Genomic DNA, 26,585 nt, shown 5'->3' with positions numbered 1-26,585 from the left:
CATCATGTCGAGCTGCAAAAACGGGCAAACGTCAAAGCCAGGTTTTCAGGGCTTGCGTCGGATGTGACAACCGCATCGCCAACCGAGCGAAGCAGGACCAGCCTGAGCAGGCCGTCCACGTTTTTCTTGTCGACAGCCATCAAGCTCATAAAGTCATCTGCAGTCATTCCGACCGGAGGCTTATCAGGCAACCCGGCGCGCAAGATAAGTCGGTTTATCCGGTCAAAATCCTCACGGCTGATCATCCCCTCAAGAGCGGACAATTCAGCGGCCATGAGCATACCGGTTCCTACTGCCTCTCCGTGCAGCCAGTTGCCATAGCCCGCATAGGTTTCTATCGCATGCCCGAAGGTATGACCCAGATTCAGTATGGCCCTGAGACCACCTTCACGTTCGTCGAGGGCAACAACCTCTGCCTTGCACGCGCAAGACCGGAAGATAGCCTCTGCGAGCGCTTCCGGATTGAGGCTGACCAGAGAATCCATATGCTCCTCAAGCCAGGCAAGAAAGGCCTGGTCCCGAATCAGCCCGTACTTGATGACTTCTGCCAGCCCCGCCGAAACCTCCCGAGAAGGCAAGGTCTGCAGGCTTGCCGTGTCTATCAGTACCGCCTGTGGCTGATGGAAAGCGCCAATCATATTCTTGCCAAGGGGATGATTGATGCCGGTTTTACCTCCAACAGAAGAGTCCACCTGGGAAAGCAGGGTAGTCGGGATCTGGATAAAAGGAACACCCCGCTGGTAGCAGGCGGCAGCAAAACCGGCCATATCACCAACGACACCGCCACCGAGTGCAACCAGAGTGGTTTTCCGGGTATGTCGCTGCTCGAGAAGACCATCAAAAATACTGTTAAGGGTCTGCCAGTCCTTGAACTTCTCGCCATCTGGAAGGGTGACGGTATCAACCCGCTTCCCCGGGAAACAGGCCTTCGCCCGGTCAAGATAGAGCGGTGCCACCGTCTCGTTGGTGACAATCATGACCTGTGCCCCGGACACGTAAGATGACAGATCCAGGCTGCCGAGAAGATCTTCGCCGATAAAAATGGGATAGCTGCGTTCACCGAGCTCCACCGAGAGTTCGCGATACCGATCAGACATGATTACGACCTTCCTTCCGGACCTGCCTTTTATGACGTGGGGTTTTCGGGTTCAGCCGATTGACCAACTGACGAACGACAAGCCTCGGGCTTTTCCTGTCTGTGTACATGATTATGTCTGCCAGGCTCGAATAAAGCGGATCGCGGATCGAGAAAAGTTTCCGAAGAACCGCCTCCGGATCGTCGTTCTGAAGCAAGGGTCGATTTCGGTCTTTGCGCGTTCGCTCTACCTGTTGCTCTATCGACGTTTTCAGATAGATCACCATCGCATCCCTCTTCAGGATAGGATGGTTTTCCTGGCGCATGACCGCCCCGCCCCCTGTGGCCAGCACGGTGTTATCCTCGCGGGACAACTCATCCAGCATGGCCGTTTCCCGCAGACGAAAGCCATCCTCCCCCTCAACATCGAAAATCCACGGGATGTTGGCCCCGCATCGTTCTTCAATGATGCGATCAGAATCGAGAAAACGATAGCCGAGCTCTTTGGCGAGCATCCGGCCTATCGTGCTTTTCCCTGCTCCCATTGGGCCAACGAGGACAACGCGTTTCGGCAAAGACATAACTTCCGCTCAGTTTTGTTCAGGCGGGTGAGAATATCACAGGGCCGGTGATTGCATAAGTTCAGGACCCGACTCGAGCCTGTTTCAGGCACAAAAAAGCCGCCGGTTTTAAGCGGCGGCCTTTGAACTTCACCGGTTAGCGAAGTAGATCGTTCTTGATGATCTTGGGGGTGATGAAGATCAGCAACTCGCTGCGCTCATCGATGTGCTCGGTGCGCTTGAAGATACGACCCAGGTAAGGGATATCTCCAAGGAACGGCGTCTTGGTAGTCTGGGTCGCGACTTCCGACTGGAAGATACCGCCCAGAACGACCGTCTCGCCATTCCCAACCAGAACCTGCGTGGTGACTTCATTGGTATTGATCGAAGGAATACCGGCAGTCACCTCACCTCGGGAGTCCTGATTAACCACCAAGTCCATGATGATCTTGTCATCCGGAGTAATCTGCGGTGTTACTTCCAGAGAGAGCACGGCTTCCTTGAACGAAACCGACGTTGCACCACTTGAGGACGCTTCCTGATAGGGAATTTCCTCACCAGACTTGATGGACGCCGTCTGACGATCGGCAGTCACAACTCTCGGCTGGGAGACCACCTCGGCCTGACCGTCGCTCTCAAGAGCTGAGAGTTCCAGATCCACCAGGAAGTCGTCGCTGCCCCAACCGATAGCGAAGGATGACGCACCTTCACCTGTAACGCCAAGATCAACTGCCAGCGCTCCAGGGAAAGTAATAGTATTGTTTGTCCCGCCAGCGGCCTGCCGAGCCTCCTCAACCGCGCCCTGAGAGCCACCTATGGAGAAAACGTTGTCGCCGCTTACATCGTATGCTGCTCCACCCCAGCGAACACCCAGGTTCTCAGCCACATTAGTCTGAGCCCGAACAATACGGGCCTCATTAGATACCTGACGTACCGGCACATCCCATGTCGATACCAGGCGGCGAATTTCATCAAGCTTTTCCGCAGTTTCACGAACACTGATAGTGTTGGTGCGGACGTCAGAGGAGACAAAGCCGCGGTCAGAGATCAGCTCTTCGTCTTCCTTGATCAAGGCAACAATGTCAGCCGCCTTGGCGTAGTTGACCTGAATAATGTCCAGACGAACCGGAGCCAGTTCGGCAATTTGCTTGTTAGTTTCGAGCTCCAATTTCTCCCTCGCGGCTATCTCATCGGCAGGCGCTACCAGCAACACGTTACCGATCTGACGCTTATCAAGCCCTTTAGTCTTGAGAATCAGATCCAGCGCCTGATCCCAGGGAACGTTCTGAAGCCGCAGGGTAATGCTGCCGCCTACCGTATCACTGGCCACCAGGTTCAAGCCTGTGAAGTCTGCAATCAGCTGAAGAACCGAGCGAACTTCAATATCCTGGAAGTTCAGGGACAGCTTGTCGCCGGTGTACGGGAATTTCTCTTCCCTACGGGACTCCGCTTCTTCCTGACTCAGTTCCTCAACACTCACAGTAAACTGGCTACCAGACTGGTAGGCGATGTAGTCGTAATTGCCTTCGGGGGTGATCTCGACTACGGCATTGCCATCTTCCACAAAGGTGTCAATACGGGTCACCGGTGTTGCAAAGTCTGTAACATCGAGCCGGCGCCGCAGATCCGAGGGAACTTCAATATCATCCATTGTCAGGCGGATCTTGCCGGCGCGCTCTATCAGGTCCACCGGCGTGCTGGAGCTACCCAGATCAACAAGAACGCGACCTTCACCGTCCTTGCCCCTACGGAAATCCACACCGGCCAGAGCGTTGGCAGACATGGAGCCCGATGTTGAACTACTTTGAGACGCGGGAGCAGAGGAACTCGCGACAACGCCATCGGCCTGGCCGCCAATTGTCATGACCAGGGAGTTGCCCGAACGAACTGTGTCATAGGGCACCAGCTCGACCAGGTTGAATATCAGCCGGGTGCGGTCCTTGGTTTCCACCACGGTCATGCTCTGGGCGTTGCCTGATCCCAGAGGAACACTGCGACTTTCAAGACCACTGGTCGTGTCCCGAAGGTCCACCGCGATACGAGCAGGACGCTCAATGGTGTAACCGGAGGGTTCCGGCGGCGCTCCATCAAATTGCAGTGTAACTTCAAGCCGCTCGCCCGGTAGCGACGAAAACGACACGTCTTCCAGCGTGACCGCGTTGGCCAGGCCGGAGAACAACCCAAAAGCAATCACGCTGACGTATACATTGAGTTTTCTGAACATCGCTAGCCTCGACCCTAAACTTTTTTGTACGTGCATGTTTCTTTCAACTTTCATCCAGCCGCTCCTTAGCCTGCGCCCTCTTCCAGGGTCAGGGAGCGAGGACGCTCAACCCAGCCACCCCGGCCATTGGGAACGATTTCAATAAGCTCGATACGGGTTTCACTGACGCCCACAATGCGGCCGTAGTTCTGCCCCATGTAATTTCCGGTACGGACCCTATGGATTCCGCCGGTCTCATCTTCAATCAGGGCAAAAAGGTTACCCGATGCGCCCTGAAGTGTGCCGACCATTTCAAGCGTTTTCAGGTCAAAATTCTCAAGAACTTCTCTCGGTCTATCCATATCCGGTTCAACATCGCTGACCGGTTGCTGGTCCACCATGGTCAGTTGAACGTCGATGGGAGGTTCAAACGGCGCGCGGCGATCTGCTGCGGAATAGCTGAAAGCCTCGTAAGCTTTGAACTCCGGCAAGGGCTCAACATAGCCTCTCGGTTTCGCCCTCGTCTCGGCCATGAATTGATCAAGATCTGAGAATCCACTGCCCTGGGAACATGCTGTCAGGAGAGACACCAGACAAACACCCAGCCAGGCCTTTACCGCATGCTTTCCTGTCATGCTCATTCTCCAGCCCGGTAGCGGTAAGTACGAGCCACAACCTGCATATCAAGCCGTTCTCCGTCTCCGCCAGTTGGTTTTATGGTCAAGTCGTGCAGCGTCACAATCCGTGGCAGGCTCGCAACACTGCTGACGAAAGATGCCAACTCATGATACGAGCCAGACACACGAATGTTGATTGGCAGCTCGGAATAGAAGTCCCGGCGCTGCTCTGGCTGCAGCTTCACTTCCTGAAGTGCGAGGCCGTTGCCTAGAGCCGTGTTGGTTATATCTTCGAGCAGCCCAGGCACTTCTGTCTCACTCGGAAGTTGTCTTACCAGAGCGCCAAAGGTTTCTTCCATTTCAGCCATCTGGGCCTTAAAGACCTCAAGATTGGCTACCTGATAAGCTTTTTCCTCATATTTCTTGCGCAGTTCCTGCTCGGTGCGCTCCACCCGTTCAAGTTGGGCGTACTGATCCTTGATGAAGAACCAGTAACCACCTCCGGCGATAAGTCCAAAAATGATCAGTACGACGATCGCCTTGATTGGTGCAGGCCATATACCAGCGTTGTTAACGTCGAGATCGTTTATATCAAATTCATTAAGGCTTTTCAGAGAGTCCGCGAGGCTCATTACTCATCCTCCCCTTCGGGCTCGGGCGTTTTCTGTTTAACTGACAGGTTGAACTGGCTGTAACCGGCCCGGCGACTATCAGCAGCTGACACATTTGAGAGGTTGGGATCCGTAAACCACTCGGACTCCTCGAACTGACGCATGAGGGCCGAAACCCGGCTATTAGACTCAGCCATTCCAACAATATCAACACGCTCGCCTGACCGGGTCAGATCCGTGTAGAAGAGACCATCAGGCAGAGTTCTCACCAACTCATCGAAGACGCGTACAATAACCGGGCGCTTGCCCTGAAGATCCTGGATCACCTGCATCCGGGCAAGAAGCTCATCCCGCTTGCGCTTGAGATTCTCGATTTCCTTGATCTGCTGGTCCAGTTTCTTCGTGGCTGTCTCGATATAGGCGTTCCGGGATTGCTGGTAAGCAATCCGGCTGTCCATATCGGTCTTCCACAGGAAAACCAGGCCGCCGGCAATGATCGCGGCGCCAAGAATCATGACCACAAACTGCTTCTGTTTCTCGGCGCGAAGCTCCTCGCGCCACGGTCGAAGGTTAATCTTTGCCATCAGTCGAAGCTCCTCATTGCCAGGCCGCAGGCAATCATCAGGGAAGGCGCATCATTACCCAGTGCCGATGCGTTGACCCGTGACCCTACTGCCATGTCTGCAAAAGGATTCGCGACCATGGTCGGCGTTCCCGTCTTTTCTTCGACCATCTCCGTCAGCCCCTGAATCGAGGCAGTGCCTCCTGCCAGAACCACATAATCGACAGCATTGTACTGGCTGGCGCCAAAGAAGAACTGAAGTGCTCGGGCAACTTGCTGCACCACAGCCTCGCGGAACGGGGTCAGCACTTCAGACTCGTAGTCATCGGGCAGCCCGCCCTGCTTTTTGGCAAGGCCGGCCTCTTCCAGAGAAAGACCGTAGCGGCGCTGGATTTCCTCGGTCAGCTGCTTACCGCCAAATATCTGCTCACGGGTGTAGACGGTTTTTCCACCTGCCAGAACGCTCAGCGTGGTCATGGTTGCACCGATATCCACAATCGCCACTACCAGCTCCTCGCCCTGCGAGTCCAGCTGAGGCTCAATCAGAGCGTAGGCGCGCTCAAGGGCGTAAGCCTCAACGTCAACTACCTTGGTCGTCAGAGAAGCAATCTCGAGCGCATCTTCTCGAATATCGACGTTTTCCTTCCGGCACGCAGCCAAAAGCACATCTACCTGGTCGGGGTTGCTTTCAGAAGGTCCCTGAACTTCGAAATCGATAGCCACTTCATCCAGCGGGTATGGAATATACTGATCGGCCTCAAGGGCAATCTGGTCTTCCATTTCGAATTCGTTGAGACCTCCATCCATCTGGATGACCTTGGTAATAACCGCAGAGCCTGAGACCGCCACTGCAACCTGTTTAACGCCTGAGCGGGACTTGGAAGCAACTCGCTTCATCACTTCGCCCACGGCCTCAACGTCCGTAATATTCTTTTCCACTACGGCATTGGCCGGCAATGGCTCTACCGCGTAGCTCTCGACCTTATAGCGGTCGCCCTGCTTTGACAGCTCCAGAAGTTTGACCGAGCTGGAGCTTATATCCACGCCCAGCACTGCACTGGATTTCTTTCCTAATCCAAACACGCGCTCACCCTATACCTGGTTAGATGCACCCGGTTACGTAACTTATGTGTTTTTTATTTAAGAGAATTTCTTCACCATTCCGTCTACAATGCCTGTTCTTCTTTAATTGAGAACTTTTGCGGCGGTGAGGAGACTCTTCCATCCTAAAGCAATTTCTCAAATGATAGACCTATATCCAACAGTTGTCAGAAAAAAATGTCTCATTTGTTGCGCACATCTCGCCTTTTTGCCTGGTTGTTTCTTACCGGACTGAGTGTCGCCGTTATCGTAACCTCAGGCTTTTATCTTTACCTTCGCCCTGGCCTTCCGCCGGTACACCAGCTTCTGGACATCAAGCTTCAGACGCCACTACGGGTCTATAGCAAAGACAACAGATTAATAGCAGAATTCGGTGAAAAGAGAAGGGCACCCATCACAATCGAACAGATCCCAACAATTCAGTTACAAGCCTTTATGGCGGCTGAAGACTCGCGTTTTTACGAGCACTTCGGGGTCGACATCAAAGGCCTGGCGCGGGCTGCAATCGAACTGGTCTCTACCGGCGAGATCCAGTCCGGAGGTAGTACCATCACAATGCAGGTTGCAAAAAATTACTTTTTGTCACGGGACCGAACCTTTATCCGGAAGTTCAACGAGATACTTCTGGCTCTTCAGATCGAACGTGAACTGGATAAAAACCGCATTCTCGAGCTCTATCTGAACAAGATCTATCTGGGCAATCGGGCCTACGGGATTGCCGCTGCCGCGCAGGTTTATTACAACAAGCCGGTATCAGAATTGTCACTGGCCCAGATGGCCATGCTCGCCGGCCTTCCCAAAGCGCCATCGGCGTTCAATCCCCTGGCCAACCCGGACCGTGCGATGATTCGCCGGAACTGGATTCTCGGGCGCATGCGAGATCTGGAATATATCACTCCGGATGCCCATGAGCTTGCGGTTTCAGCCCCCATTACCGCCAGTTATAACAGTACAGAAACGGAAGTCGACGCCGACTACGTTGCTGAAATGGCAAGATCTGAGATGGTTCGGCGATTTGGGGAAGACGCCTACACAGATGGCTACACCGTCACCCTTACAGTTGATGGCAAAAAGCAACAAGTTGCCACCGAAGCGCTGAGGAACGGCCTCGAAGCCTATGATCGACGCCACGGCTTCCGTGGCCCCGTCGGGCAGATCGACCAGGAAACACTCGCCAACAGCGAATTGTCCGACCTGATTCTGAATTACCCTCGGATCGAGTCCTTGCTGCCCGCAATCGTCAAGGATGTTGACGACGAATCTGGCGAAGTGAGTGTACACGCACGCCGCATCGGCTCCGCCGTCATGCCCTTTGAAACCATGACCTGGGCAAAGCGCTACAAGACCGAAAACCTCACTGGCCCGGAGCCCGAGAAACCTTCAGATGTTGTTTCGCCAGGCGATGTTATCTATGTGCGCGCCCAGGACCCGCTCCAGGCTTCCCCGGAAGCTGACACCAACGAGCAACAGCCACAGGTTGACGAGCCGGAGCAGCCCGCAGCAGTGAACGTCGCACTCGCCCAGATTCCGAGGGTGGAGGGCGCATTGATCTCACTGGAAGCCAAAACCGGAGCCATTGAGGCACTGACAGGGGGCTACAGCTTTGGTCAGAGCAAATACAACCGGGCCACTCAGGCACGGAGACAGCCAGGCTCAACCTTCAAGCCCTTCCTCTACCTGAGCGCCCTCGAAAGCGGCATGACGCCAGCCACTATTTATAATGATGCGCCAATCGTATTCGACGACTCCGAACTTGAGACCGCATGGCGGCCCCAGAACTCCTCCGGACAGTTTTATGGTCCGACCCGGCTTCGGGAAGCGCTCTATCGCTCACGCAACCTGGTTTCAATCCGGCTCCTGCGCGATCTGGGCATAGAGAAAACTCTCGACTACCTGGCGCAGCTGGAAATTCCGACCGAAAACATGCCCGACAACCTGTCGCTGTCGCTCGGAAGCGGCCAGCTTACCCCCATGGAACTGGCGAGAGGCATGGCCGTAATCGCCAACGGCGGTTATGACGTTGAAACTTACCTGATCGAGACCATCAGCAACTTCAACGGTGAGATCATCTACCAGGCCCCTGAAACCGTTCTGTGCGACGAAAACTGCAATGAGCTTTCAGAACAAGCGACTTCAGATGAGAAAGAAAGCGACGTAGCTACGGCGGCGGATTCCTCCGAGAGCAACGACGAGTCGCCAGAAGTTCGCGTGATGCGCCGACTGGCAGACGAGCGCGCCGTCTTCATTCTGCACTCGATGATGCAGGATGTAATTCGCCGCGGCACCGGTCGCCGGGCACTGGCTCTCGGCCGGGATGACATTGCCGGTAAAACCGGTACCACGAACGAGCAAAAAGACACCTGGTTCGCTGGTTTCAATCATGAAGTGGCCACAACTACCTGGGTAGGATTCGACCAACCGGCGCCGCTTGGCAGACGTGAGTTCGGCGCCAGCACCGCGCTACCCATCTGGCTGGATTACATGGAAGTGGCTCTCGAAGGAGCACCCTCCTCCCTTATGCCTCGTCCCAACGGCATCGTAAATATCCGGATCAACCCAGAGACCGGACAGCGGGCAAGGCCCGGTGAAGACGGCGTATTTGAGGTCTTCCGGGAAGAAGACGCGCCACCGCCGCTGACATCAGAAACCGAGAATGATGGTAACGGCGGTTCTGAGGAAGACGACCTGTCACGAAGAATCTTTTGACACCCTGGACAGGCACAAAAAAACCGGCGGGATCACCGCCGGTTTTTTTATTACCCTGAACGACAAATCAGATAATGTCGTCCATGGACTTGAGCGGGTAGTGCGCAGGGTATGCATTACGGGCAACCCCGGAATCTACAGCAGCGCGGGCAACCGCCGCGGGCACCACTTCAAGCAAGCGCACATCCATCGGCTTGGGAATGATGTACTCTTTCCCGAACTCAAAGCTATCCACGCCATAAGCCTCACAGATTTCCTGGGGCACGGGCTCTTTCGCTAGCTCGCGGATTGCATTGACAGCCGCCACCTTCATTTCCTCATTGATCGCAGTGGCACGTACATCCAACGCTCCACGGAAAATGAACGGGAAGCCCAACACGTTGTTAACCTGGTTCGGATAATCAGAGCGGCCGGTGGCCATGATCAGATCATCGCGGGTTGCCAGGGCAACTTCCGGACTGATTTCCGGATCCGGGTTGGAGCAGGCAAAAACGATAGGCTTTGGAGCCATTTTCTTGAGCTGGTCAGCGGTCAGCAGATCCGGACCAGACAGACCCAGGAATACATCAGCGCCATCAATAGCATCATCCAGAGTGCGCTTGTCAGTATCGTTGGCAAACATCGCCTTATACTGGTTCAGATCATCACGACCAGAATGGATCACACCCTTGCGGTCGAGCATGAAGATGTTCTCAGAGCGAATACCGCAGCTGATCAGCAACTTCATGCAGGCAATAGCGGCGGCACCGGCACCCAGGCACACCACCTTCGCCTCTTCAATCTTTTTACCCTGCAGCTCAAGGGCATTGATCATGCCGGCCGCAGTTACGATAGCAGTACCATGCTGGTCATCGTGGAAGATCGGCACGTTGCACTTCTCAATAAGAGCACGCTCAATCTCAAAGCACTCGGGCGCCTTGATGTCTTCCAGGTTGATTCCACCAAAGGTGTCTGCAATACGCTCAACTGTTTCAATAAACGCCTGCGGGCTTTCGGAATTGACTTCAATATCGAAGACATCAATTCCGGCAAAGCGCTTGAACAGTACGCCCTTGCCTTCCATAACCGGCTTGCTTGCCAGCGGACCCAGGTTACCCAGACCAAGAATCGCGGAACCATCAGAGATAACAGCCACCAGGTTGCCCTTGGCGGTGTATTTGTATGCGTTCTCCGGGTCCTTTGCGATCTCGCGGACCGGTTCGGCAACCCCGGGGCTATACGCCAGGGAAAGGTCGCGGGAAGTCTTGGTTGGCTTGGTGATTTCAACACTCAGCTTACCAGGCCGCGGCTTGGCGTGATATTCAAGGGCTGCTTCTTTCAGATCTTGAGACATTGCCACTGTTCCGTTTGTCACGTTTAAAGGTAATGAACCGCCGGAGCTTGCCCAGCGGAGCGCGCCATTATGGCCCGCCAGACCCGAAACGACAAGTGGGCCATGAACATTTTGTGAACAGTCAATAGTGCTAATTGCGTATGTATCTTATGAATACACTATGAATTTCGGACACAAAAAAAGCGCCCGAAGGCGCTTTCCCGAATCCACTGCGATCAGTCTTTCTTGCCGCCAATACGGCCACCGAAACGCTTCTGGAAACGGTCGATACGACCACCGGTATCCATAACTTTCTGCTTGCCGGTGTAGAAAGGGTGGCACTGCGAACAAACATCCAGCTGCAGATCATGTGTGTAAGTAGAACGGGTCTTGAATGTGTTACCGCAGGAACAGGTGGCGGTAATTTCTTCGTACTTGGGGTGGATACCTTCTTTCATGGCGAACCTCGTTAGGTCATGCCGCTACCTGATCGCGGGGTATCTTGATTACCCAGGCGCCAGGCACCGCATGTTTGAATCAATTGAGAAGACGGGGCACAATCATGCCCTGCCGGAAACAGACCGCGAATCTTACTTGCAATTATTGCTGCAGGCAAGCACCACACCTGACTTCCGGACTCGCCCTCCCCGGATTTCGCGGCAGGCCGCCGACTGAAACAGGATAAGGAAAAACCGTGACACCCGTCATCCAGTGGAGCACTCAGTGCCATTGATTGCACGCATCGCCCTGAATCGTCCTCTGCGTCGACTCTTTGATTACATCATTCCAGAAGACCTCGAATTGGCGCCGGGTCAGAGAGTGCGGATCCCCTTCGGCCGGCAGCAGGCAACGGGCCTGGTTGTAGAGGTCGGCGTTGAGCCGCCTCCGGGAATAAAGCTCAAGCCGCTGTCATCGGTTATGGAGGACTGGCCCGCATTACCGCAAGAAACGTTCAAACTTCTCAGCTGGGCCAGCGACTATTATCAACACCCCTTGGGCGAATGCCTGTTCACTGCCCTACCCCCGGCTCTCAGACGAGGGCGAATCGCCGAAGAAAAAACGGAACATTGGTGGCGTGCACTCGACGACGCAGCAACACTTCCTGCAAACGCCTATAAACAGAAGGCGCTTTTCGATTGGCTAAGCCAGCACTCCAGGGGTGCCCCGACAAAGGATATTCTGCAGGCCGGTTTCGCCCGGGCACAGCTCAACGCACTGCACGAGAAGCAACTGATTGAGGCCGTTTCGCCGCCCCGGACGAATTCACGCGGTGAGGAACCTGAGCTTCTTGCTCGCAGACCGGAATTGTCCACGGCCCAGGCTTCAGCCGCAGAAGAGCTGGCTGCTCCAGGCGAAGGGTTTGGTGCCTTTCTCTTATACGGCATCACCGGCAGCGGAAAAACCGAGATCTACCTGCACTATCTGAAACAACACCTCGGCGCCCAGGATCAGGCCCTGGTACTGGTTCCAGAGATCAATCTTACGCCGCAAACGGTTGCCCGATTCCAACACTACTTCGGCAGCCGGATTGTAGTATGGCACTCAGCGCTTAACGACGGTGAGCGCCTGACAACCTGGCTGAAAGTCCGCAACGGTGAACCGGTTATCCTGGTAGGCACCCGATCGGCTGTTTTACTGCCCTTCACCAACTTGCGCACCATCATTGTCGATGAGGAACACGACAGCTCATACAAACAGGGCGAAGGTTTCCGTTATTCCGGCCGCGACCTGGCTGTCTATCGCGCGCACCTGAACAACTGCCCCGTAATCCTCGGGTCGGCGACTCCGTCACTGGAATCCGCGCACAACGCCGAGCAGGCCAAATATCACCTGGTGAAACTTGAAGAACGTGCCGGCAATGCGGCGCCACCAATCATCAGTCTGCTGGATATACGAAGTCGCCCACTGGAAGGCGGCCTGTCACGGCCCGCCCTGAATGCCATCGAGCAAGCCCTGGCCAGAGGTGAGCAGGCACTCGTCTTTGTCAATCGTCGCGGATTTGCCCCGATCATGATGTGCTTCGACTGCGGCCACATGGTTGAGTGCCCCCGTTGCGACACGCGGCTGACCTACCACCGCCGGGACCGGGCAATGCGATGCCACCACTGCGACTACCAGACGGCAGCTACAGAACACTGCCCGAAGTGCCAAAGCGAGGCCTTCAAACCTGTTGGACAGGGCACAGAAAGAACAGAAGATATTCTCGCCAACGCTTTCCCGGATACGCCGGTTGTGCGAGTGGATCGCGACAGCACACAGCGCAAAGGCAGCATCCAGGGCATTCTGAAGCAGGTGAACAGTGGAAAGCCGTGCGTGCTTGTCGGCACCCAGATGTTAGCCAAGGGGCACGACTTCCCCAACGTTACCCTCGTGGTGGTGGTCAACGCCGACGGCGGACTGTTCAGCGTGGACTTCCGGGCACCCGAACAACTGATTCAGACCCTTCTGCAGGTCAGCGGCCGCGCCGGCCGCGGCACAAAATCCGGCAAAGTTCTGGTGCAAACCTGCCACAGTGACCACCCGTTACTGAAAACGCTCTGCGAAGGCCAGTATCTCGATATCGCCGATCAACTTCTCAAAGAACGGGAAGAAGGACAATTCCCGCCATTCCGCGCCATGGCCATCTTCAGGGCTGAGGCCGACACCATGGAAAAGAGCCTGCAGGTGCTGGATACAATAAAGCCTCTTACCAATACCACAGGCATCGAAACCTGGGGCCCACTGCCAGCCATGATTGCCCGACGCGCCGACAAGCACCGGGCACAACTCATCCTCAACGCCCGCAACCGGAAAAAGCTGAACAGCTTGCTGACCGGAATTTGCCAGGAACTGGACCAGAGAAAGCTGCCTGCCGGGGTGAAATGGATGATTGATGTTGATCCTCAGGAAACGGGCTAACGATCAGTAGATCTGGATGCATATGCAGGTTACAAAGTTTTTCATAAATGAATACTAATCATCATTGCGCGGCAATATCCTGTGCTATGATTTTCAGCAAACTAAATACCAATCTTGTGAAAATACCTGAGCTTGCCGTTCTTGTTTGGGAATGTGCATAAAAGCTTTCGCTGTAAACGGAAACTGGAGAAAAAATAATGTCAGGGAAACTATTTGCACGAGTTACAGCCCTGTTGCTGACCCTCGTGCTTGCTGCGTGCGGAGGAGATAGTGGATCGAGCTCACTGTCGGGTGTCGGTGGAGGTAGCGGAACCGGAGATACCACTACAGATCCAGGTACAGTCCAAGTCGGCTCGATTGAAATTGTTGCAAGCCCTGTCAGTCTGGACACTTCAACAAACGCCCAATCTTCCATCACGGCTCGTGTTAAAGATGCGAGTGGCGTGTTACTCGAAGGAGTCCCCGTCAGTTTTAGTGCAACAAATGGCGGCACACTTGCTGTGTCTCAGGGCGAAACTGATGAAGCAGGCGTCGCGACTGCGACTCTGACAACTGATGGAGACCCAAGAAATCGAACAGTAACGGTAACCGCCGAAAGCGGTAGTTTCTCGGACTCTGTGAATATCTCCATCTCCGGCACTTCCATCGCAATAGCTGGCCCATCCTCTATTTCCCTGGGAGCCAGCGCCGCTCTCAGAGTCACTCTTGTTGACGCGGACGGCAACGGCATTCCCAACGAACCAATAAACCTCTCAACAGATTTGGGCACTCTTTCTGCTTCGACCCTGACTACCAGCGCTAATGGCTTTGTAGATGTCCAGTTGAATAGCGGCTCGACCGGCGGCACCGCTACGGTAACCGCCTCTGCCTACAGCGGGTCCAGCACTGTATCTACCACCCAGAATATTGTCATTGCTGGAGACAGTTTCGGCTTCACATCACCAGCTCCCAACACCGAAGTAGACCTTAACACGCCTCAAACACTGACTATGGAGTGGCTCGTCAATGGCAACCCGGTCGCAGATGGCACACAAATTCAGTTCTCCGCCACACGCGGGACGTTAGACCCTGCAAATGGTGTAGCAACGACAACGGGCGGCATCGCCAGCATCGATATCTCATCAGCAAACGCAGGCATCTCAACTATTACAGCATCGGATCCGAATTCTGGCCTATCCGCAGACCTTACGTTCGAGTTTGTCGCCACCATGCCCGACGATATCAACCTTCAGGCGACAAAAACCCAACTTGATTTTGGAGAAACCTCGGAAATAATTGCGGTTATTCGCGATGCCGACAACAACTTGGTAAAAAATCAAGAGGTTACTTTCAGCATTCGAGAGGATGGCAGTGGCGGTAGCCTGAATTCAAGCCGAGATGTCACTGACTCCCAGGGCCGTGCCTCAACTATCTACCAAGCCGGGGCGAATACCAGCGGTCGAGATGGCGTAGAAATCCAGGCAACTGTCGGGGGAGCCATTTCTGACACGGTTACGCTTACAGTTGCACGTCAAGCGTTGCGACTCGCAATCGGGACCGGCAATGAGATCATCGAACCGGACACAGTTCGTTATCAAAAAGACTACGTCGCGATTGTCACAGATGCCAACGGCGCGCCTGTCGAGAATGCCAATATCGAACTGAGTGTATTACCTACTGGTTATATCAAAGGCAGCTATGTGCCAACAATTGAAGACACTTGGGCAATCTCTCCGGGCAACCCTGTGTTCTGCGATGCTGAGGACGTAAACCGTAATGGACAACTGGACGCAGGAGAGGACACTAACGGCAGTATGTCACTTGAGCCGACCAACTCAGCCACAACCAGTGCTTCCTCAATAGTTTCAGCAACGGATGGATCGGCCGATTTCTCACTGATCTACCCTCAAAGTCACTGCAATTGGGTTAGAGTCGAGCTGACTGCCACGGTACGCGTAGGTGGCTCAGAAAGCGTTGAGTCATCAGAGTTCTTCTTGTCCTGCGCGGCATCTGATCTGGATAATACGGACATCCCCCCCCCCGGCGGCATAGAAGGCTTGTATGGAAGTGCCCAAGACTGCACAGTAGAGAATTGACCCCAAAAGCCCCGCAACCGCGGGGCTTTTTTCTCACTGTGTTTGAGTGCGCAACACCTTTCCGCGATAATAACGGCCTTATTTTTCAAAGGGCACCTGCCCCGAACCTAATTCTCCTGTAAACCGAGTCATCTGACAGCATGAAAGAGACCGTTTCCGATCTGCTCCAGTCTGCACTGGCAGCACTCCAAGCCGATGGCGCGTTGCCTGCGGACCAGTCCTTCACTCCACAGGTGGGCAATACCAAGGACAAGTCCCACGGCGACTATGCCTGCAACATTGCCCTGGTTGCCTCAAAAGCTGCCGGTTGCCCGCCTCGCAAACTGGCGGAGGCGCTGATCGAGAAGCTGCCGCAGAGCAACGCGGTGGAGAAAGTGGAGATTGCCGGGCCCGGTTTCATCAACTTCTTTATGAGCACGGCCAGTGCTTTTGAAGTGGTCAACACCATATTGGATGAAGGCGACCGTTTCGGCCGCAACAACCAGGGCCAGGGCGAAAAAGTTCAGGTGGAGTTTGTTTCGGCCAACCCCACAGGCCCCCTCCACGTTGGTCACGGCCGTGGCGCGGCGATTGGCGACTGCCTTTGCCGGCTGCTGGAAGCAAACGGCTACGATGTGACCCGGGAGTTCTACTACAATGACGCCGGGGCTCAGATTGACAACCTGGCGCGCTCGGTTCAGGCGCGGGTGAAAGGTCTGACGCCGGATGACGAGAGCTGGCCAACGGACGGTTACCGGGGCGACTACATCGTTGATGTCGCCAAGGCCTACCTTGCTGGCGACACCGTCACCGCGGACGATCGGGAAGTGACCGCCAAGGCGGACCCGGAAGACCGTGACGCCATCCGCGAATTCGCCGTCGCCTACCTGCGCCGGGAGCAGGACCTGGATCTGAAAGCCTTCGGCGTTCAGTTTGATGTCTATTTCCTGGAATCCTCCCTGTATGAGGACGGCAAGGTTGAAGCCACGGTCAAACGCCTGCAGGAAAATGGCTACACCTACGAGCAGGATGGCGCCATGTGGCTGAAAACCACCGAGTTCGGCGACGACAAGGATCGGGTCATGCGCAAGAAGGACGGTGGCTACACCTACTTCCTGCCCGATGTCGCCTATCACCTGGACAAGTGGCAACGGGGCTTTACCACCGTAATTAACGAACAGGGTGCCGACCACCACTCTACCGTAACCCGCGTTCGCGCCGGCTTGCAGGCGCTGAATGCCGGTATTCCGGAAGGCTGGCCGGACTACGTGCTGCACCAGATGGTGATGGTGACCCGCTCCGGCCAGGAGGTGAAAATATCCAAACGCGCTGGCAGCTACGTGACCGTCCGGGACCTGATTGATGAAGTTGGCCGCGACGCGACCCGGTTCTTCCTGGCCGCGCGCCGGGTGGATTCCCAGTTGACCTTCGATATCGATCTGGCTCGCTCCCAGACCAATGAAAACCCGGTTTATTACGTGCAGTATGCCCATGCGCGCATCTGCAGCGTGCTTCGAAAACTGGCCGAGGAAGGTGTAGAGCGCGGCCGCAACGAATGCATCGGCGACCTCTCACTGTTAACGCTTGACGAGGAAAAGGATCTGGCCAACCAGTTGGCCAAGTATCCGGAGCTCATTGCCAATTCCGCCGCGCAACGTGAACCGCACCACCTCACGCACTACCTGCGGGACCTGGCGGGCCAGTTCCATACGTATTACAACGCCCATAAGGTATTGATTGAAGATACCGCCGTTCGTGATGCCAGGGTCAGCCTTTACCTTGCCATCCGGCAGGTTATCGCCAACGGTCTGGACTTGCTGGGCGTCAGCGCACCGGAAGAGATGTAAGACGAATGTCCCGAGATTATGCCCGGAAGGACAGGCCTGCCAAAGCGTCAGCCACTTCGCGCAAAAAAACTGCGAAACAGGCGAAGCCGAAGGCTGCCCGACCCAAGCCTGCAGCCAGCGCTCGCTCCCAGCACGGCGGCCTGTCGCTCAAGTGGATACTGTCCCTGGCTGCGGTGGGTGGTTTTATCGGGTTTATCGTCTACCTGAACTCTTTGCCAACGAGTCCCGGTTCGCAGCAACAACCGGTCACTGAAAAGCCGGCCCAGAAACCTGCGAAGACGCCCACAGAGACCGCCAAGGAAGAAGACAAACCCGGGTTCCGCTTCTACGAGATGCTGCCGGAATCGGAGGTGGTGCCACCGAAAGTCGAAGAATACACACCCGGACCGACACAAACGGATTTCAATTATCTGCTTCAGTCCGGCTCCTTCCGCAGCAAAGAGGACGCCGAACGACAGCGGGCCCAGATTGCCTTCCAGGGTTTGCGGGCAAGTACCCAGAGAATTGACCTGGACAACGGTTCGGTCTGGTACCGCGTCAACGTTGGCCCCTTCACCTCCCGAAGCCAGATGAACTCCGCCATCGACAAACTGGTTTCCCTGAATATCCAGCCACTGGTCCGGAAGATCCCCAAGGAAGGCTGATCTTTCGGGCCGGGTGCGAACACCTTGAATTCGCACCAGAAGCCTCCATAACAACGGGATACCAATTTCAATCAGGCAATTGGAGCCCAAATGACTACCATTCTTTCCGTCAGGCGCGATGACGAAGTTGCCATGGGTGGCGACGGCCAGGTTTCCCTGGGCAACACCGTAATGAAAGGCAATGCCCGAAAGGTTCGCCGCCTGTACAACGGCCAGGTGATCGCCGGTTTTGCAGGCGGCACCGCGGATGCTTTCACCCTGTTTGAGCGATTCGAAGCCCAGCTTGAGAAACACCAGGGCAACCTCACCAGAGCCGCCGTGGAATTGGCGAAAGACTGGCGCACAGACCGAGCGCTGCGCAGGCTCGAGGCCTTACTGGCTGTAGCGGACAAAACTGCCTCGCTGATCATCACCGGCAACGGCGATGTGATAGAGCCGGAACAGGGCCTGATTGCCATCGGTTCGGGCGGCCCCTTTGCCCAGGCTTCGGCCCGCGCTCTGCTGGAAAATACCGCTCTGTCCGCCCACGAGATTGTCGAGAAAGGTCTGGATATCGCCGCCGACATCTGCATCTACACCAATCACAATCGCACACTAGAAGTGCTCTCCAAAAACGACTGATCCGGAGCGACCATGTCTGCAATGACTCCCCGTGAGATTGTCCACGAGCTCAACAAACACATCGTGGGCCAGGAAGAAGCCAAGCGGGCGGTGGCCATCGCCCTGAGAAATCGCTGGCGCCGGATGCAGCTGGACAGCAGCCTGCGCGAAGAGATCACACCCAAGAACATCCTGATGATCGGCCCAACGGGTGTGGGTAAAACCGAGATTGCCCGACGCCTCGCCAAATTGGCCGACGCACCGTTTCTGAAAGTGGAAGCCACGAAATTCACGGAAGTCGGTTATGTCGGCCGTGACGTGGAATCCATTATCCGCGATCTGGCGGATATGGCCGTCAAAATGCTGCGCGAAGCAGAGATGAAACGCCACGAAGAACGGGCACTGGATGCTGCGGAAGAGCGTATTCTGGACGCACTGATTCCGCCGCCCCGAGATTTTGGTGAGGACAGCCAGCGCACCTCCGATTCATCCACGCGCCAACTGTTCCGGAAGAAACTCCGGGAAGGCGAGCTGGATGACAAGGAGATCGAGATTGACCTTCGCAACTCCAGCGCCGGGGTGGAAATCATGGCCCCTCCAGGCATGGAAGAGATGACCAACCAGCTACAGAGCATGTTCTCAAACCTGTCTTCCGACAAGCGCAAGACCCGGAAGATGAAGGTTGCGGACGCACTCAAGCGCGCCAAAGAAGAAGAGGCTGCCAAGCTGGTCAACGAAGAAGAGATCAAGCAGAAAGCCATCCAGGCGGTGGAGCAGAATGGCATCGTATTCGTGGATGAGATCGACAAGGTGGCCAAGCGGTCCGAGAACACCTCGTCAGATGTTTCCCGCGAGGGCGTCCAGCGCGACCTGCTCCCGTTGATCGAGGGCAGCACCGTGAGCACGAAATACGGCTCAGTGCGGACCGATCATATTCTGTTTATTGCCTCCGGCGCGTTCCATCTGTCCAAGCCCTCGGATCTCATTCCGGAGCTGCAGGGCCGCTTGCCGATCCGCGTTGAGCTTCAGGCACTGACACCCGAGGACTTCAAGCGCATCCTGACCGAACCGGATGCCTCCCTGGTCCAGCAATACGAAGCACTGATGCTGACCGAAGGCGTAAAACTGACCTTCCGGGAAGATGCCATTGCGCGCATTGCCGAGGTTGCCTGGAAGGTGAACGAAAGCACTGAAAACATCGGTGCCCGTAGGCTGCATACCGTCCTTGAGCGGTTGCTTGAAACCCTGTCCTTTGATGCCGGCGACAAGGTTACCGATGGCTTCGAGGTAACCGCTGAATACGTGGATGAAAAACTTGGAGAGTTGTCCGAAGACGAGGATCTGAGCCGGTATATCCTGTAAGCGTGAACGAGGGGTCAGGTGAAAAGCTCATCTGGCCCCTCACCCACTGAGAATTATTGCGCCTTCGAGAAGAGGTGCGACACGTTGCTCAAGCTACCCGCCAATCGGCCCTTCTCGGCTTTTTTCTTCCTGCCCTTGGCCACATACAGTGGCAGCATTTCGCCATAAAGGCTGGTACTGATCGTCCGCTGTTCGTCTTCAAGACGATCCCGTCTCAGCGTGATGCCGTATTTTGCCAGCTTTGGCTCCAGTTGATCGGCACGGTTCAGAAGATCCCGCCGGGTCATCTGATAGGCGTGCTCACACACCATTCTTCGGGACTGAAAGCTGAAAACGTTAGAGAAGAACAGCTTGGCGTCGTCACGGGTCGGCTCAAACAGGAGAATGTCCTTGTCGGGATAATCCCGGGCATACTGGGCAATGCCCGACTGCATCCGCGAGTACACCATGGTCCTGAAGGTTTGTGACAGAAGATTCGGCATGCCTGAGCGGGTCAGCTCGCCGGGTTTCATGGAGCCGGCCCGGACCGCGGCGCTGGCATCGATAGGAACCTGCGGATTCACGGCGAAAACCAGATCGGCACCGTCTTCAAAGGCCACAGAGGCGTGCAGCCCCTTACGCAGCGTGCCATCCACATAATAGCGGCCATCAATTTCCACTGGCACATACAGACCCGGCGAGGCAGTACTGGCCTGAATGGCTTTGGAAATGGGCACGTGGTCAAAGCCGGGAGCGCCAAAGCAAACGGCTTCGGTACTCTCAACATCGGCAGCCACTATGTAGAGGCTGCGCTTTAGCTGACGGAAATCGTTGGTACGGCCAAGCATGGTAAAGGCCCGCTTGAGATACTCATGCAGGCCCTCGTTATCAAACAATCCGGCCGGGGCTGCCTGGGCCAGGATGGTCATGGCTTCCAGCAGGCTCTGATCGTAGGGGTTGTTGATGAAGCGACTCACCGCCGTCGAAACCAGGCCCGGAATTGCCAGCAATCGACTGCCGATCTCCCGGAAAGCCGGGCGATAGAACACTTCCGGATGAAACGGGTGCACTTCCGCCTCATTGCGCACGAAGATCCGGCAGAGTTGCGCCGTGGTCATCTGATTGGCAAGATTCGCCGCCACAAAAGAGCCGCCATTAACGCCAACATAAACATCAATGTTGTTGAAATCGAGACCATCAAGCGCCTCATCCAGCGCCCGGAGCGCCCCGATTTCATAAATCCCGCCCAAAGGACCACCGCCACCAAGGGCAAGCCCGATACGGGGAGCGGGTTTATGATCAGTTGGCGAGCTCATAGCCTTCCCTTTTCCGGATAAAAAATGCGGGTCCGCTGTACGGACCGCCGGATACTTCAGTTATCAAGATAACAACCGTATTTAGAGTGCACACCCTATATTGCCGAAATCCGTCCCGTAATCAGGAAACGGCGGCCTCGGATACCGCCATGGCCGTCGATTTACCGGGGCGCAGATAGCGGCCAAAACCGGCATTTCGCAACGCCAGATCGACACAGCTCTTGATGACGTGAGGCGAATCCAGAAGCAGCACATCTTCCAGCAACTGGATGGCCCATTCCCGGCTGACACTGCGAATCACCGACTTGACCTTGGGCAAACTGGCCGCGTTCATGGACAGGGAATCGTACCCCATGGCCATCAGCAGCAGCGCACCACCGGGATCCCCCGCCAGCTCGCCACAGATACCAACCGGTTTACCGACAGAGTGAGCATCCTGGGCAATCCGGACCAGCGCCTGGAGCACCGCAGGATGGTAAGAATGATAGAGCTGGGCTACCCGAGGGTTGTTCCGATCCACTGCCAGCAGGTATTGGGTCAGGTCGTTGGAACCAACAGAGAGGAAGTCCACCCGGTCCGCCAGCTCCCGGATCTGGTAGACCGCAGCGGGAATCTCGACCATCACACCCACTTTGGGCATGTGAATGTCATAGCCTTCCTCGCGAACCTCGTGATACACCCGGTAAATCAGATGCAGGGACTCTTCCACTTCCGAGATGTTGGAGATCATCGGTAGCATGATCTGGAGGTTGTTCAGCCCCTCGCTGGCCTTGAGCATGGCCCGGACCTGAACCAGAAAAATCTCCGGATGGTCGAGGGTAACCCGGATACCCCGCCAGCCCAGGAAAGGGTTTTCCTCCTGGATCGGGAAATAGGTCAGTGCCTTGTCGCCGCCAATATCCAGCGTACGCATGGTAACGGGACTCGGCGCAAAGGCTTCGAGCTGCTCCCGGTAATACTCTCGCTGTTCCTGCTCCGAGGGGAAGCGGTCCTTGATCATGAAGGGCACTTCGGTACGGTACAGGCCGATACCCTCGGCACCGTGCGAGAGCGAGCGCACCACATCGGTCATCAGTCCGGTGTTCACCAGCAACGAGACCCGGTGGTGATCGGTGGTTTCACAGGGCTTATCCTTGAGGACCTCAAGCCCCCGGATGAGCTCGTCTTCTTCATCGCAGATCGCCTGATAATAGGAGCGCAGATCTGCGGAGGGTGAGGCAAAGATCTGACCCTCAAAACCGTCGACGATCAGCTCTTTGCCATCAAGCTGGTTTACGGGAATATCGACCAGACCCATGACGGTAGGAACGCCCATGGCACGGGCAAGGATGGCTACGTGGGAGTTACTGGACCCCTTGACCGACACCAATCCAACCAACTGCCCCTTGGGAACCTCACCAAGCATGGCAGGAGTGAGCTCCTCGCTGACCAGTACCGTGCGCTCGGGGTAGTTCAGGTGTTTCTGCTCACCCTCCTGCAGGTGGGACAACAGGCGGCGGCCAAGATCACGTATGTCAACAGCACGCTCCTGCAGGTAGTGATCATCCATCATCTCGAAATGACGAATATACTGCTGAACCACCTGTTTCAAGGCACCCTGTGCCCAGATGCCTTCCCGGATCTTGTTTGCCACCTCACCGGGCATGGCATCGTCACCCAGCATTCTGAGGTAAACATCAAACAAGGCCTGCTCTTCGGGACGCAATTGTGATGCCAACCGTTTGGCAACGCGTTCGATATCTTCCCTGACCGCTTTCACCGAAGCTCCGAACAGCGCCAGCTCCTGATCGATATCGTCGGTGGGCTTTTCCGGAACCACATCAAGATCAGCGGACGGATAAACCACAACGCCACTGCCGATGGCTACGCCCGGCGCCCCGGGGACGCCATTGAAACTGACATCATGAGCCTCCTCACCGGTCAGGGACAGACCGCTTATGGCTCCGGTGGCCTCACTGTGGGCAATAACCCCCGCCAACTGGGCGGAAACAGTTACCAGAAAGGCCTCTTCGCCTTCATCAAAGCACCGGGAACTTTCCCGCTGCTGGACAACGAGCACGCCCAGCACCCGGCGATGGTGAATGATAGGAACACCCAGGAAAGAGCGGAACCGTTCCTCCCCGGTCTCGGGGAAATAGCGGTAGCGCGGGTGAGACGGCGCATCTTCAAGGTTGATGGGTTCTTCGCGGGAACCCACGAGCCCGACAAGGCCCTCGGAATAAGCCAGGCTCACCTGGCCAACCGCCTTGCGGTAAAGGCCCTCGGTGGCCATCAGAATGTAGCGGTTGGTCGCCGGGTCGAGCAGATAAACGGAACAGACCTCGGTCCCCATGGCTTTCTGCACCCGCGATACAATGATATCCAGCGCCTCCTGCAGATCGCGGGCGCTGTTTACCTCTTGTACTAGACTTCGCAGAATGCTCAGCATGGCGGTGTCAGTCCGTCATTTCTGGTGTTCCTGTAAACGCTGATTATGCTCTGCCCTGTGCCACTGCTCCATGTTGTAGAACAGCCGCGGGGCAAGCTCTCTCAGCGCGCGTCGATACACTTCTCGCTTGAATGAGACCACCTGGCCCAACGGATACCAGTAACTTACCCATTGCCAGCCATCAAACTCCGGTGAATCCGTACCGTCCACGCAAACCTGCGCGTCCGGAGATAACATCCTCAGCAGGAACCATTTCTGTTTTTGGCCCACACAAACGGGGTGGGAGTTTTGGCGTACCATCCTCCTCGGGAGTCGATACCTCAGCCAGCCTCGGGTGCAACTGATGATCTCCACATCGTTTGCACACAGGCCGATTTCCTCTCCAAGCTCCCGGTACAGTGCATCCTCGGGGGATTCATCATGTTTGATGCCGCCCTGAGGGAACTGCCAGGAGTCCTGCCCTATTCGCCTTGCCCAGAGAACTTCTCCTCTGTGATTGGCCAGAATGATTCCGACGTTGGGTCTGAAACCGTCTGAATCGATCACGGCACAGTCCTCTCAAAAGTCGGTGGACCGGTCAAAAATTCACCGGTCGGATTTGTCCAAGTTGCTCTCATTCTTACAGAATCCCAAGGGTTCGGCAAACGGAGCCGTTGGGGACAGGTCGTGGTAGACTTGGCGTTTTCCTGCAAGCCCTGTGATCACCGGAGGTAGCCGCTTGACGCTCGCAATTTTTGATCTGGACAACACCCTTCTGGCCGGCGACAGCGACCATGCCTGGGGCGAATTTCTGGTAGAGGAAGGCATCGTCGATGCCGAGGAATACCGCCGGGCCAACGACCGCTTCTACCAGGAATACCTGAACGGCGAGCTGGATATCCTGCATTACCTGGGCTTTGCGCTTCAGCCGCTAGCCAGCCACAACATGGAGGAGCTACTGACCTGGCGGGAAGCCTTCATGGAGAAAAAGGTGCGTCCCATGATGCAGACCAGTGCCAATGCGCTGCTGGACAGCCACCGGGAGCAGGGTCATACCCTGATGATAATCACCGCGACCAACCGTTTTGTGACAGAGCCGATCGCAGAAGCCCTTGGCATTGAACACCTGATTGCCACCGAACCGGAACTGGTCAACGGCCGTTATACAGGCGAAGTGGCCGGCACTCCAAGCTTTCAGGACGGCAAGGTCACACGACTGGATGACTGGCTGACCGCCCATAACAGGACACTTGAGGGGGCGTGGTTTTACAGCGACTCCCACAACGACCTGCCGCTGCTGAAGAAAGTGGATAACCCGGTAGCCGTCGACCCGGACCCGACCCTGGAGCAATTTGCCCGGGACAACGGCTGGAAGGTGATGTCACTGAGAGGCTGAAACGTGAGTATGGGGTCAGATGAAAGCTTTCATCTGACCCCGACTTCAAATGCTTCAGAAGAAGCCTGTCAGTGAGCGGACAAAGCAGGATTTGATGTAATCGGTCTCGGGAATACCCGGGATCACTGGATGATCCGGAGCCTGATGCCCCTGCTCCAACAACTGGACAAAGCGGTCGATCTTCCGGCCGCTGCCACGAATGATGTCCACCAGCTTCTCCTGCGAGAGGTGCATGGAACAGGATGCGGACACCAGTATGCCGTCGCGCTCCAGCAACCGCAGACCGAGCTGATTCAGCCGTGCATAGGCCTCTTCCCCCGCTTTCTGGTCCCGGCGCCGGGGAATCAGTGCCGGCGGATCCAGCACCACCACATCAAACTTCTCCTTGTCATCCGCCAGCGCCTTCAGGGCTTCGAAGGCGTCGCCCTCTATCGTTTCCACATTGTCCAGGCCGTTGAGCCTGGCGTTGTGGTGGACCGAATCAATGGCACTGGCCGAGCTGTCCACACAGGTAACCTGGGTGGCCCCCGCACAGGCTGCCTGGATACCCCAACCACCAACGTAACTGAACACATCCAGTACCCGCTTACCCGGCGCATAAGCCTGCAAACGGGCACGATTCATCCGATGATCATAGAACCAGCCCGTCTTCTGCCCGCCTTCCAGGGGCACCTCGAAACGGACCCCGTTCTCCTCAACTTCCAGCAGACTGATTTCAGCGCCATGGGCCTGCTCCACGTAGGAATCCAGCCCCTCCACCTTGCGCATCTTGCCATCGTTCTTGAGGATGATCGCCTCAGGGTGCACCAGACGCTGAACCGCCCGAACAACCGCGTCCTTCATGGCCTCCATACCGGCCGTGGAAATCTGCACCACCACGATGGAATCAAACCGGTCAATCACCAGCCCCGAAAGCCCATCACTGTCGCCAAACACCCAGCGGTAAAACGGCTTGTCAAAGAGGCGCTCCCGCAGCGCAAGCGCAGCCTCCATCCGCTGGGTTAACCGCTGCGGCGTCATACCGTGGCCCGGGTCGCGACTGATCAGCCGGCCACAAATCAGCGCATGGGGGTTCACGAACACCGTCCCCAAAGGCTTGTCATTCGACGCCCGAAGCTCCGCCTGAGCCCCGGCCTCGAAATCCGTCAGCGGGCTGCGGCGGGCGTCCACCTCATTGCTGTAAACCCATAGATGGCCAGCACGGAGACGGCGCTCTGCGCCTTTTCGTAGATAGAGGACAGGGAAGTTCATAGGGACCACCAGGCAGAGGAGAATTCGGGGCGAGGATTATACATGAACGGGTGAGGACAACACCCAAGCTACGGGAGCGGTCGG

21 protein-coding genes are annotated in these 26,585 nt (G+C 56.0%); 8 read left to right on the top strand and 13 right to left on the bottom strand.

The window, feature by feature from the left end; all coding sequences use genetic code 11:
- Positions 1-2: 2 nt before the first annotated feature.
- From aroB to ACO06L_RS18355, 7 genes are all read right to left on the bottom strand, one after another.
- Positions 3-1,097: a 3-dehydroquinate synthase gene (gene aroB / locus ACO06L_RS18385; RefSeq protein WP_202348076.1), complete on the bottom strand. Its 1,095-nt coding sequence runs from the start codon at positions 1,095-1,097 to the stop codon at positions 3-5.
- A complete protein-coding gene (gene aroK / locus ACO06L_RS18380; RefSeq protein WP_064230264.1) occupies positions 1,090-1,656 on the bottom strand; it encodes a shikimate kinase AroK in 567 nt (188 codons plus the stop codon). Before aroK ends, aroB begins: the two co-directional genes overlap by 8 nt.
- Before the next feature lie 136 nt (positions 1,657-1,792).
- Positions 1,793-3,859: a type IV pilus secretin PilQ gene (pilQ, locus tag ACO06L_RS18375; protein ID WP_421846092.1), complete on the bottom strand. Its 2,067-nt coding sequence runs from the start codon at positions 3,857-3,859 to the stop codon at positions 1,793-1,795.
- A gap of 65 nt (positions 3,860-3,924) precedes the next feature.
- Entirely contained in the window at positions 3,925-4,473 is a 549-nt protein-coding gene (locus tag ACO06L_RS18370) for a pilus assembly protein PilP (RefSeq protein ID WP_064230266.1), read from the bottom strand.
- A gap of 2 nt (positions 4,474-4,475) precedes the next feature.
- On the bottom strand, positions 4,476-5,087 hold the full coding sequence (locus ACO06L_RS18365; protein ID WP_064230267.1) for a type 4a pilus biogenesis protein PilO: 612 nt from the start codon (positions 5,085-5,087) through the stop codon (positions 4,476-4,478).
- Positions 5,087-5,650, bottom strand: a complete 564-nt coding sequence (locus ACO06L_RS18360; protein ID WP_064230268.1) for a PilN domain-containing protein — start codon at positions 5,648-5,650, stop codon at positions 5,087-5,089. Before ACO06L_RS18360 ends, ACO06L_RS18365 begins: the two co-directional genes overlap by 1 nt.
- Entirely contained in the window at positions 5,650-6,711 is a 1,062-nt protein-coding gene (locus ACO06L_RS18355) for a pilus assembly protein PilM (protein WP_064230269.1), read from the bottom strand. The genes ACO06L_RS18360 and ACO06L_RS18355 overlap by 1 nt, the downstream gene beginning before the upstream one ends.
- Positions 6,712-6,906: 195 nt before the next feature.
- Between ACO06L_RS18355 and ACO06L_RS18350 the strand changes: the two genes are divergently transcribed.
- Positions 6,907-9,435, top strand: a complete 2,529-nt coding sequence (locus tag ACO06L_RS18350) for a penicillin-binding protein 1A (RefSeq protein ID WP_202348079.1) — start codon at positions 6,907-6,909, stop codon at positions 9,433-9,435.
- A gap of 67 nt (positions 9,436-9,502) precedes the next feature.
- On the opposite strand, the gene ACO06L_RS18345 is transcribed toward ACO06L_RS18350, so the two are convergent.
- Complete coding sequence (locus ACO06L_RS18345; RefSeq protein WP_064230271.1) at positions 9,503-10,768, bottom strand: malic enzyme-like NAD(P)-binding protein; 1,266 nt, start codon at positions 10,766-10,768, stop codon at positions 9,503-9,505.
- 215 nt (positions 10,769-10,983) lie between these two features.
- Positions 10,984-11,205, bottom strand: coding sequence for a 50S ribosomal protein L31 (gene rpmE, locus ACO06L_RS18340; protein WP_064230272.1), 222 nt, complete (start codon positions 11,203-11,205; stop codon positions 10,984-10,986).
- A gap of 265 nt (positions 11,206-11,470) precedes the next feature.
- Between rpmE and ACO06L_RS18335 the strand changes: the two genes are divergently transcribed.
- The 6 genes from ACO06L_RS18335 (at position 11,471) to hslU (ending at position 20,152) form a co-directional block, all read left to right on the top strand.
- Complete coding sequence (locus ACO06L_RS18335; RefSeq protein ID WP_202348080.1) at positions 11,471-13,645, top strand: primosomal protein N'; 2,175 nt, start codon at positions 11,471-11,473, stop codon at positions 13,643-13,645.
- A gap of 197 nt (positions 13,646-13,842) precedes the next feature.
- Complete coding sequence (locus tag ACO06L_RS18330; RefSeq protein WP_202348081.1) at positions 13,843-15,720, top strand: Ig-like domain-containing protein; 1,878 nt, start codon at positions 13,843-13,845, stop codon at positions 15,718-15,720.
- A 140-nt stretch (positions 15,721-15,860) separates the two neighbouring features.
- Positions 15,861-17,546, top strand: a complete 1,686-nt coding sequence (gene argS, locus ACO06L_RS18325) for an arginine--tRNA ligase (protein ID WP_202348082.1) — start codon at positions 15,861-15,863, stop codon at positions 17,544-17,546.
- A 5-nt stretch (positions 17,547-17,551) separates the two neighbouring features.
- Positions 17,552-18,190, top strand: a complete 639-nt coding sequence (locus ACO06L_RS18320; protein ID WP_202348083.1) for an SPOR domain-containing protein — start codon at positions 17,552-17,554, stop codon at positions 18,188-18,190.
- A gap of 90 nt (positions 18,191-18,280) precedes the next feature.
- Positions 18,281-18,811: an ATP-dependent protease subunit HslV gene (gene hslV / locus ACO06L_RS18315; protein ID WP_202348084.1), complete on the top strand. Its 531-nt coding sequence runs from the start codon at positions 18,281-18,283 to the stop codon at positions 18,809-18,811.
- 12 nt (positions 18,812-18,823) lie between these two features.
- A complete protein-coding gene (gene hslU / locus ACO06L_RS18310; RefSeq protein ID WP_064230277.1) occupies positions 18,824-20,152 on the top strand; it encodes an HslU--HslV peptidase ATPase subunit in 1,329 nt (442 codons plus the stop codon).
- Positions 20,153-20,205: 53 nt separating this feature from the next.
- Here hslU and ACO06L_RS18305 read toward each other — a convergent pair whose 3' ends face one another.
- From ACO06L_RS18305 to ACO06L_RS18295, 3 genes are all read right to left on the bottom strand, one after another.
- Positions 20,206-21,447, bottom strand: coding sequence for a patatin-like phospholipase family protein (locus ACO06L_RS18305; protein WP_202348085.1), 1,242 nt, complete (start codon positions 21,445-21,447; stop codon positions 20,206-20,208).
- Between the two features lie 121 nt (positions 21,448-21,568).
- Complete coding sequence (gene ptsP, locus ACO06L_RS18300) at positions 21,569-23,875, bottom strand: phosphoenolpyruvate--protein phosphotransferase (RefSeq protein ID WP_202348086.1); 2,307 nt, start codon at positions 23,873-23,875, stop codon at positions 21,569-21,571.
- A 15-nt stretch (positions 23,876-23,890) separates the two neighbouring features.
- Positions 23,891-24,421: an RNA pyrophosphohydrolase gene (locus tag ACO06L_RS18295; protein ID WP_064230280.1), complete on the bottom strand. Its 531-nt coding sequence runs from the start codon at positions 24,419-24,421 to the stop codon at positions 23,891-23,893.
- A gap of 172 nt (positions 24,422-24,593) precedes the next feature.
- Between ACO06L_RS18295 and ACO06L_RS18290 the strand changes: the two genes are divergently transcribed.
- Entirely contained in the window at positions 24,594-25,250 is a 657-nt protein-coding gene (locus ACO06L_RS18290; RefSeq protein WP_202348087.1) for an HAD family hydrolase, read from the top strand.
- A gap of 54 nt (positions 25,251-25,304) precedes the next feature.
- On the opposite strand, the gene ACO06L_RS18285 is transcribed toward ACO06L_RS18290, so the two are convergent.
- Positions 25,305-26,501, bottom strand: coding sequence for a class I SAM-dependent rRNA methyltransferase (locus ACO06L_RS18285; protein ID WP_202348088.1), 1,197 nt, complete (start codon positions 26,499-26,501; stop codon positions 25,305-25,307).
- Positions 26,502-26,585: the final 84 nt, after the last annotated feature.

The sequence above is a fragment of the Marinobacter sp. genome (genome assembly GCF_965229985.1).
Taxonomy (GTDB): domain Bacteria; phylum Pseudomonadota; class Gammaproteobacteria; order Pseudomonadales; family Oleiphilaceae; genus Marinobacter.
The sequence above is the reverse complement of the archived record's forward strand: the minus strand, read 5'-3'. Positions and strand labels throughout refer to the sequence as shown.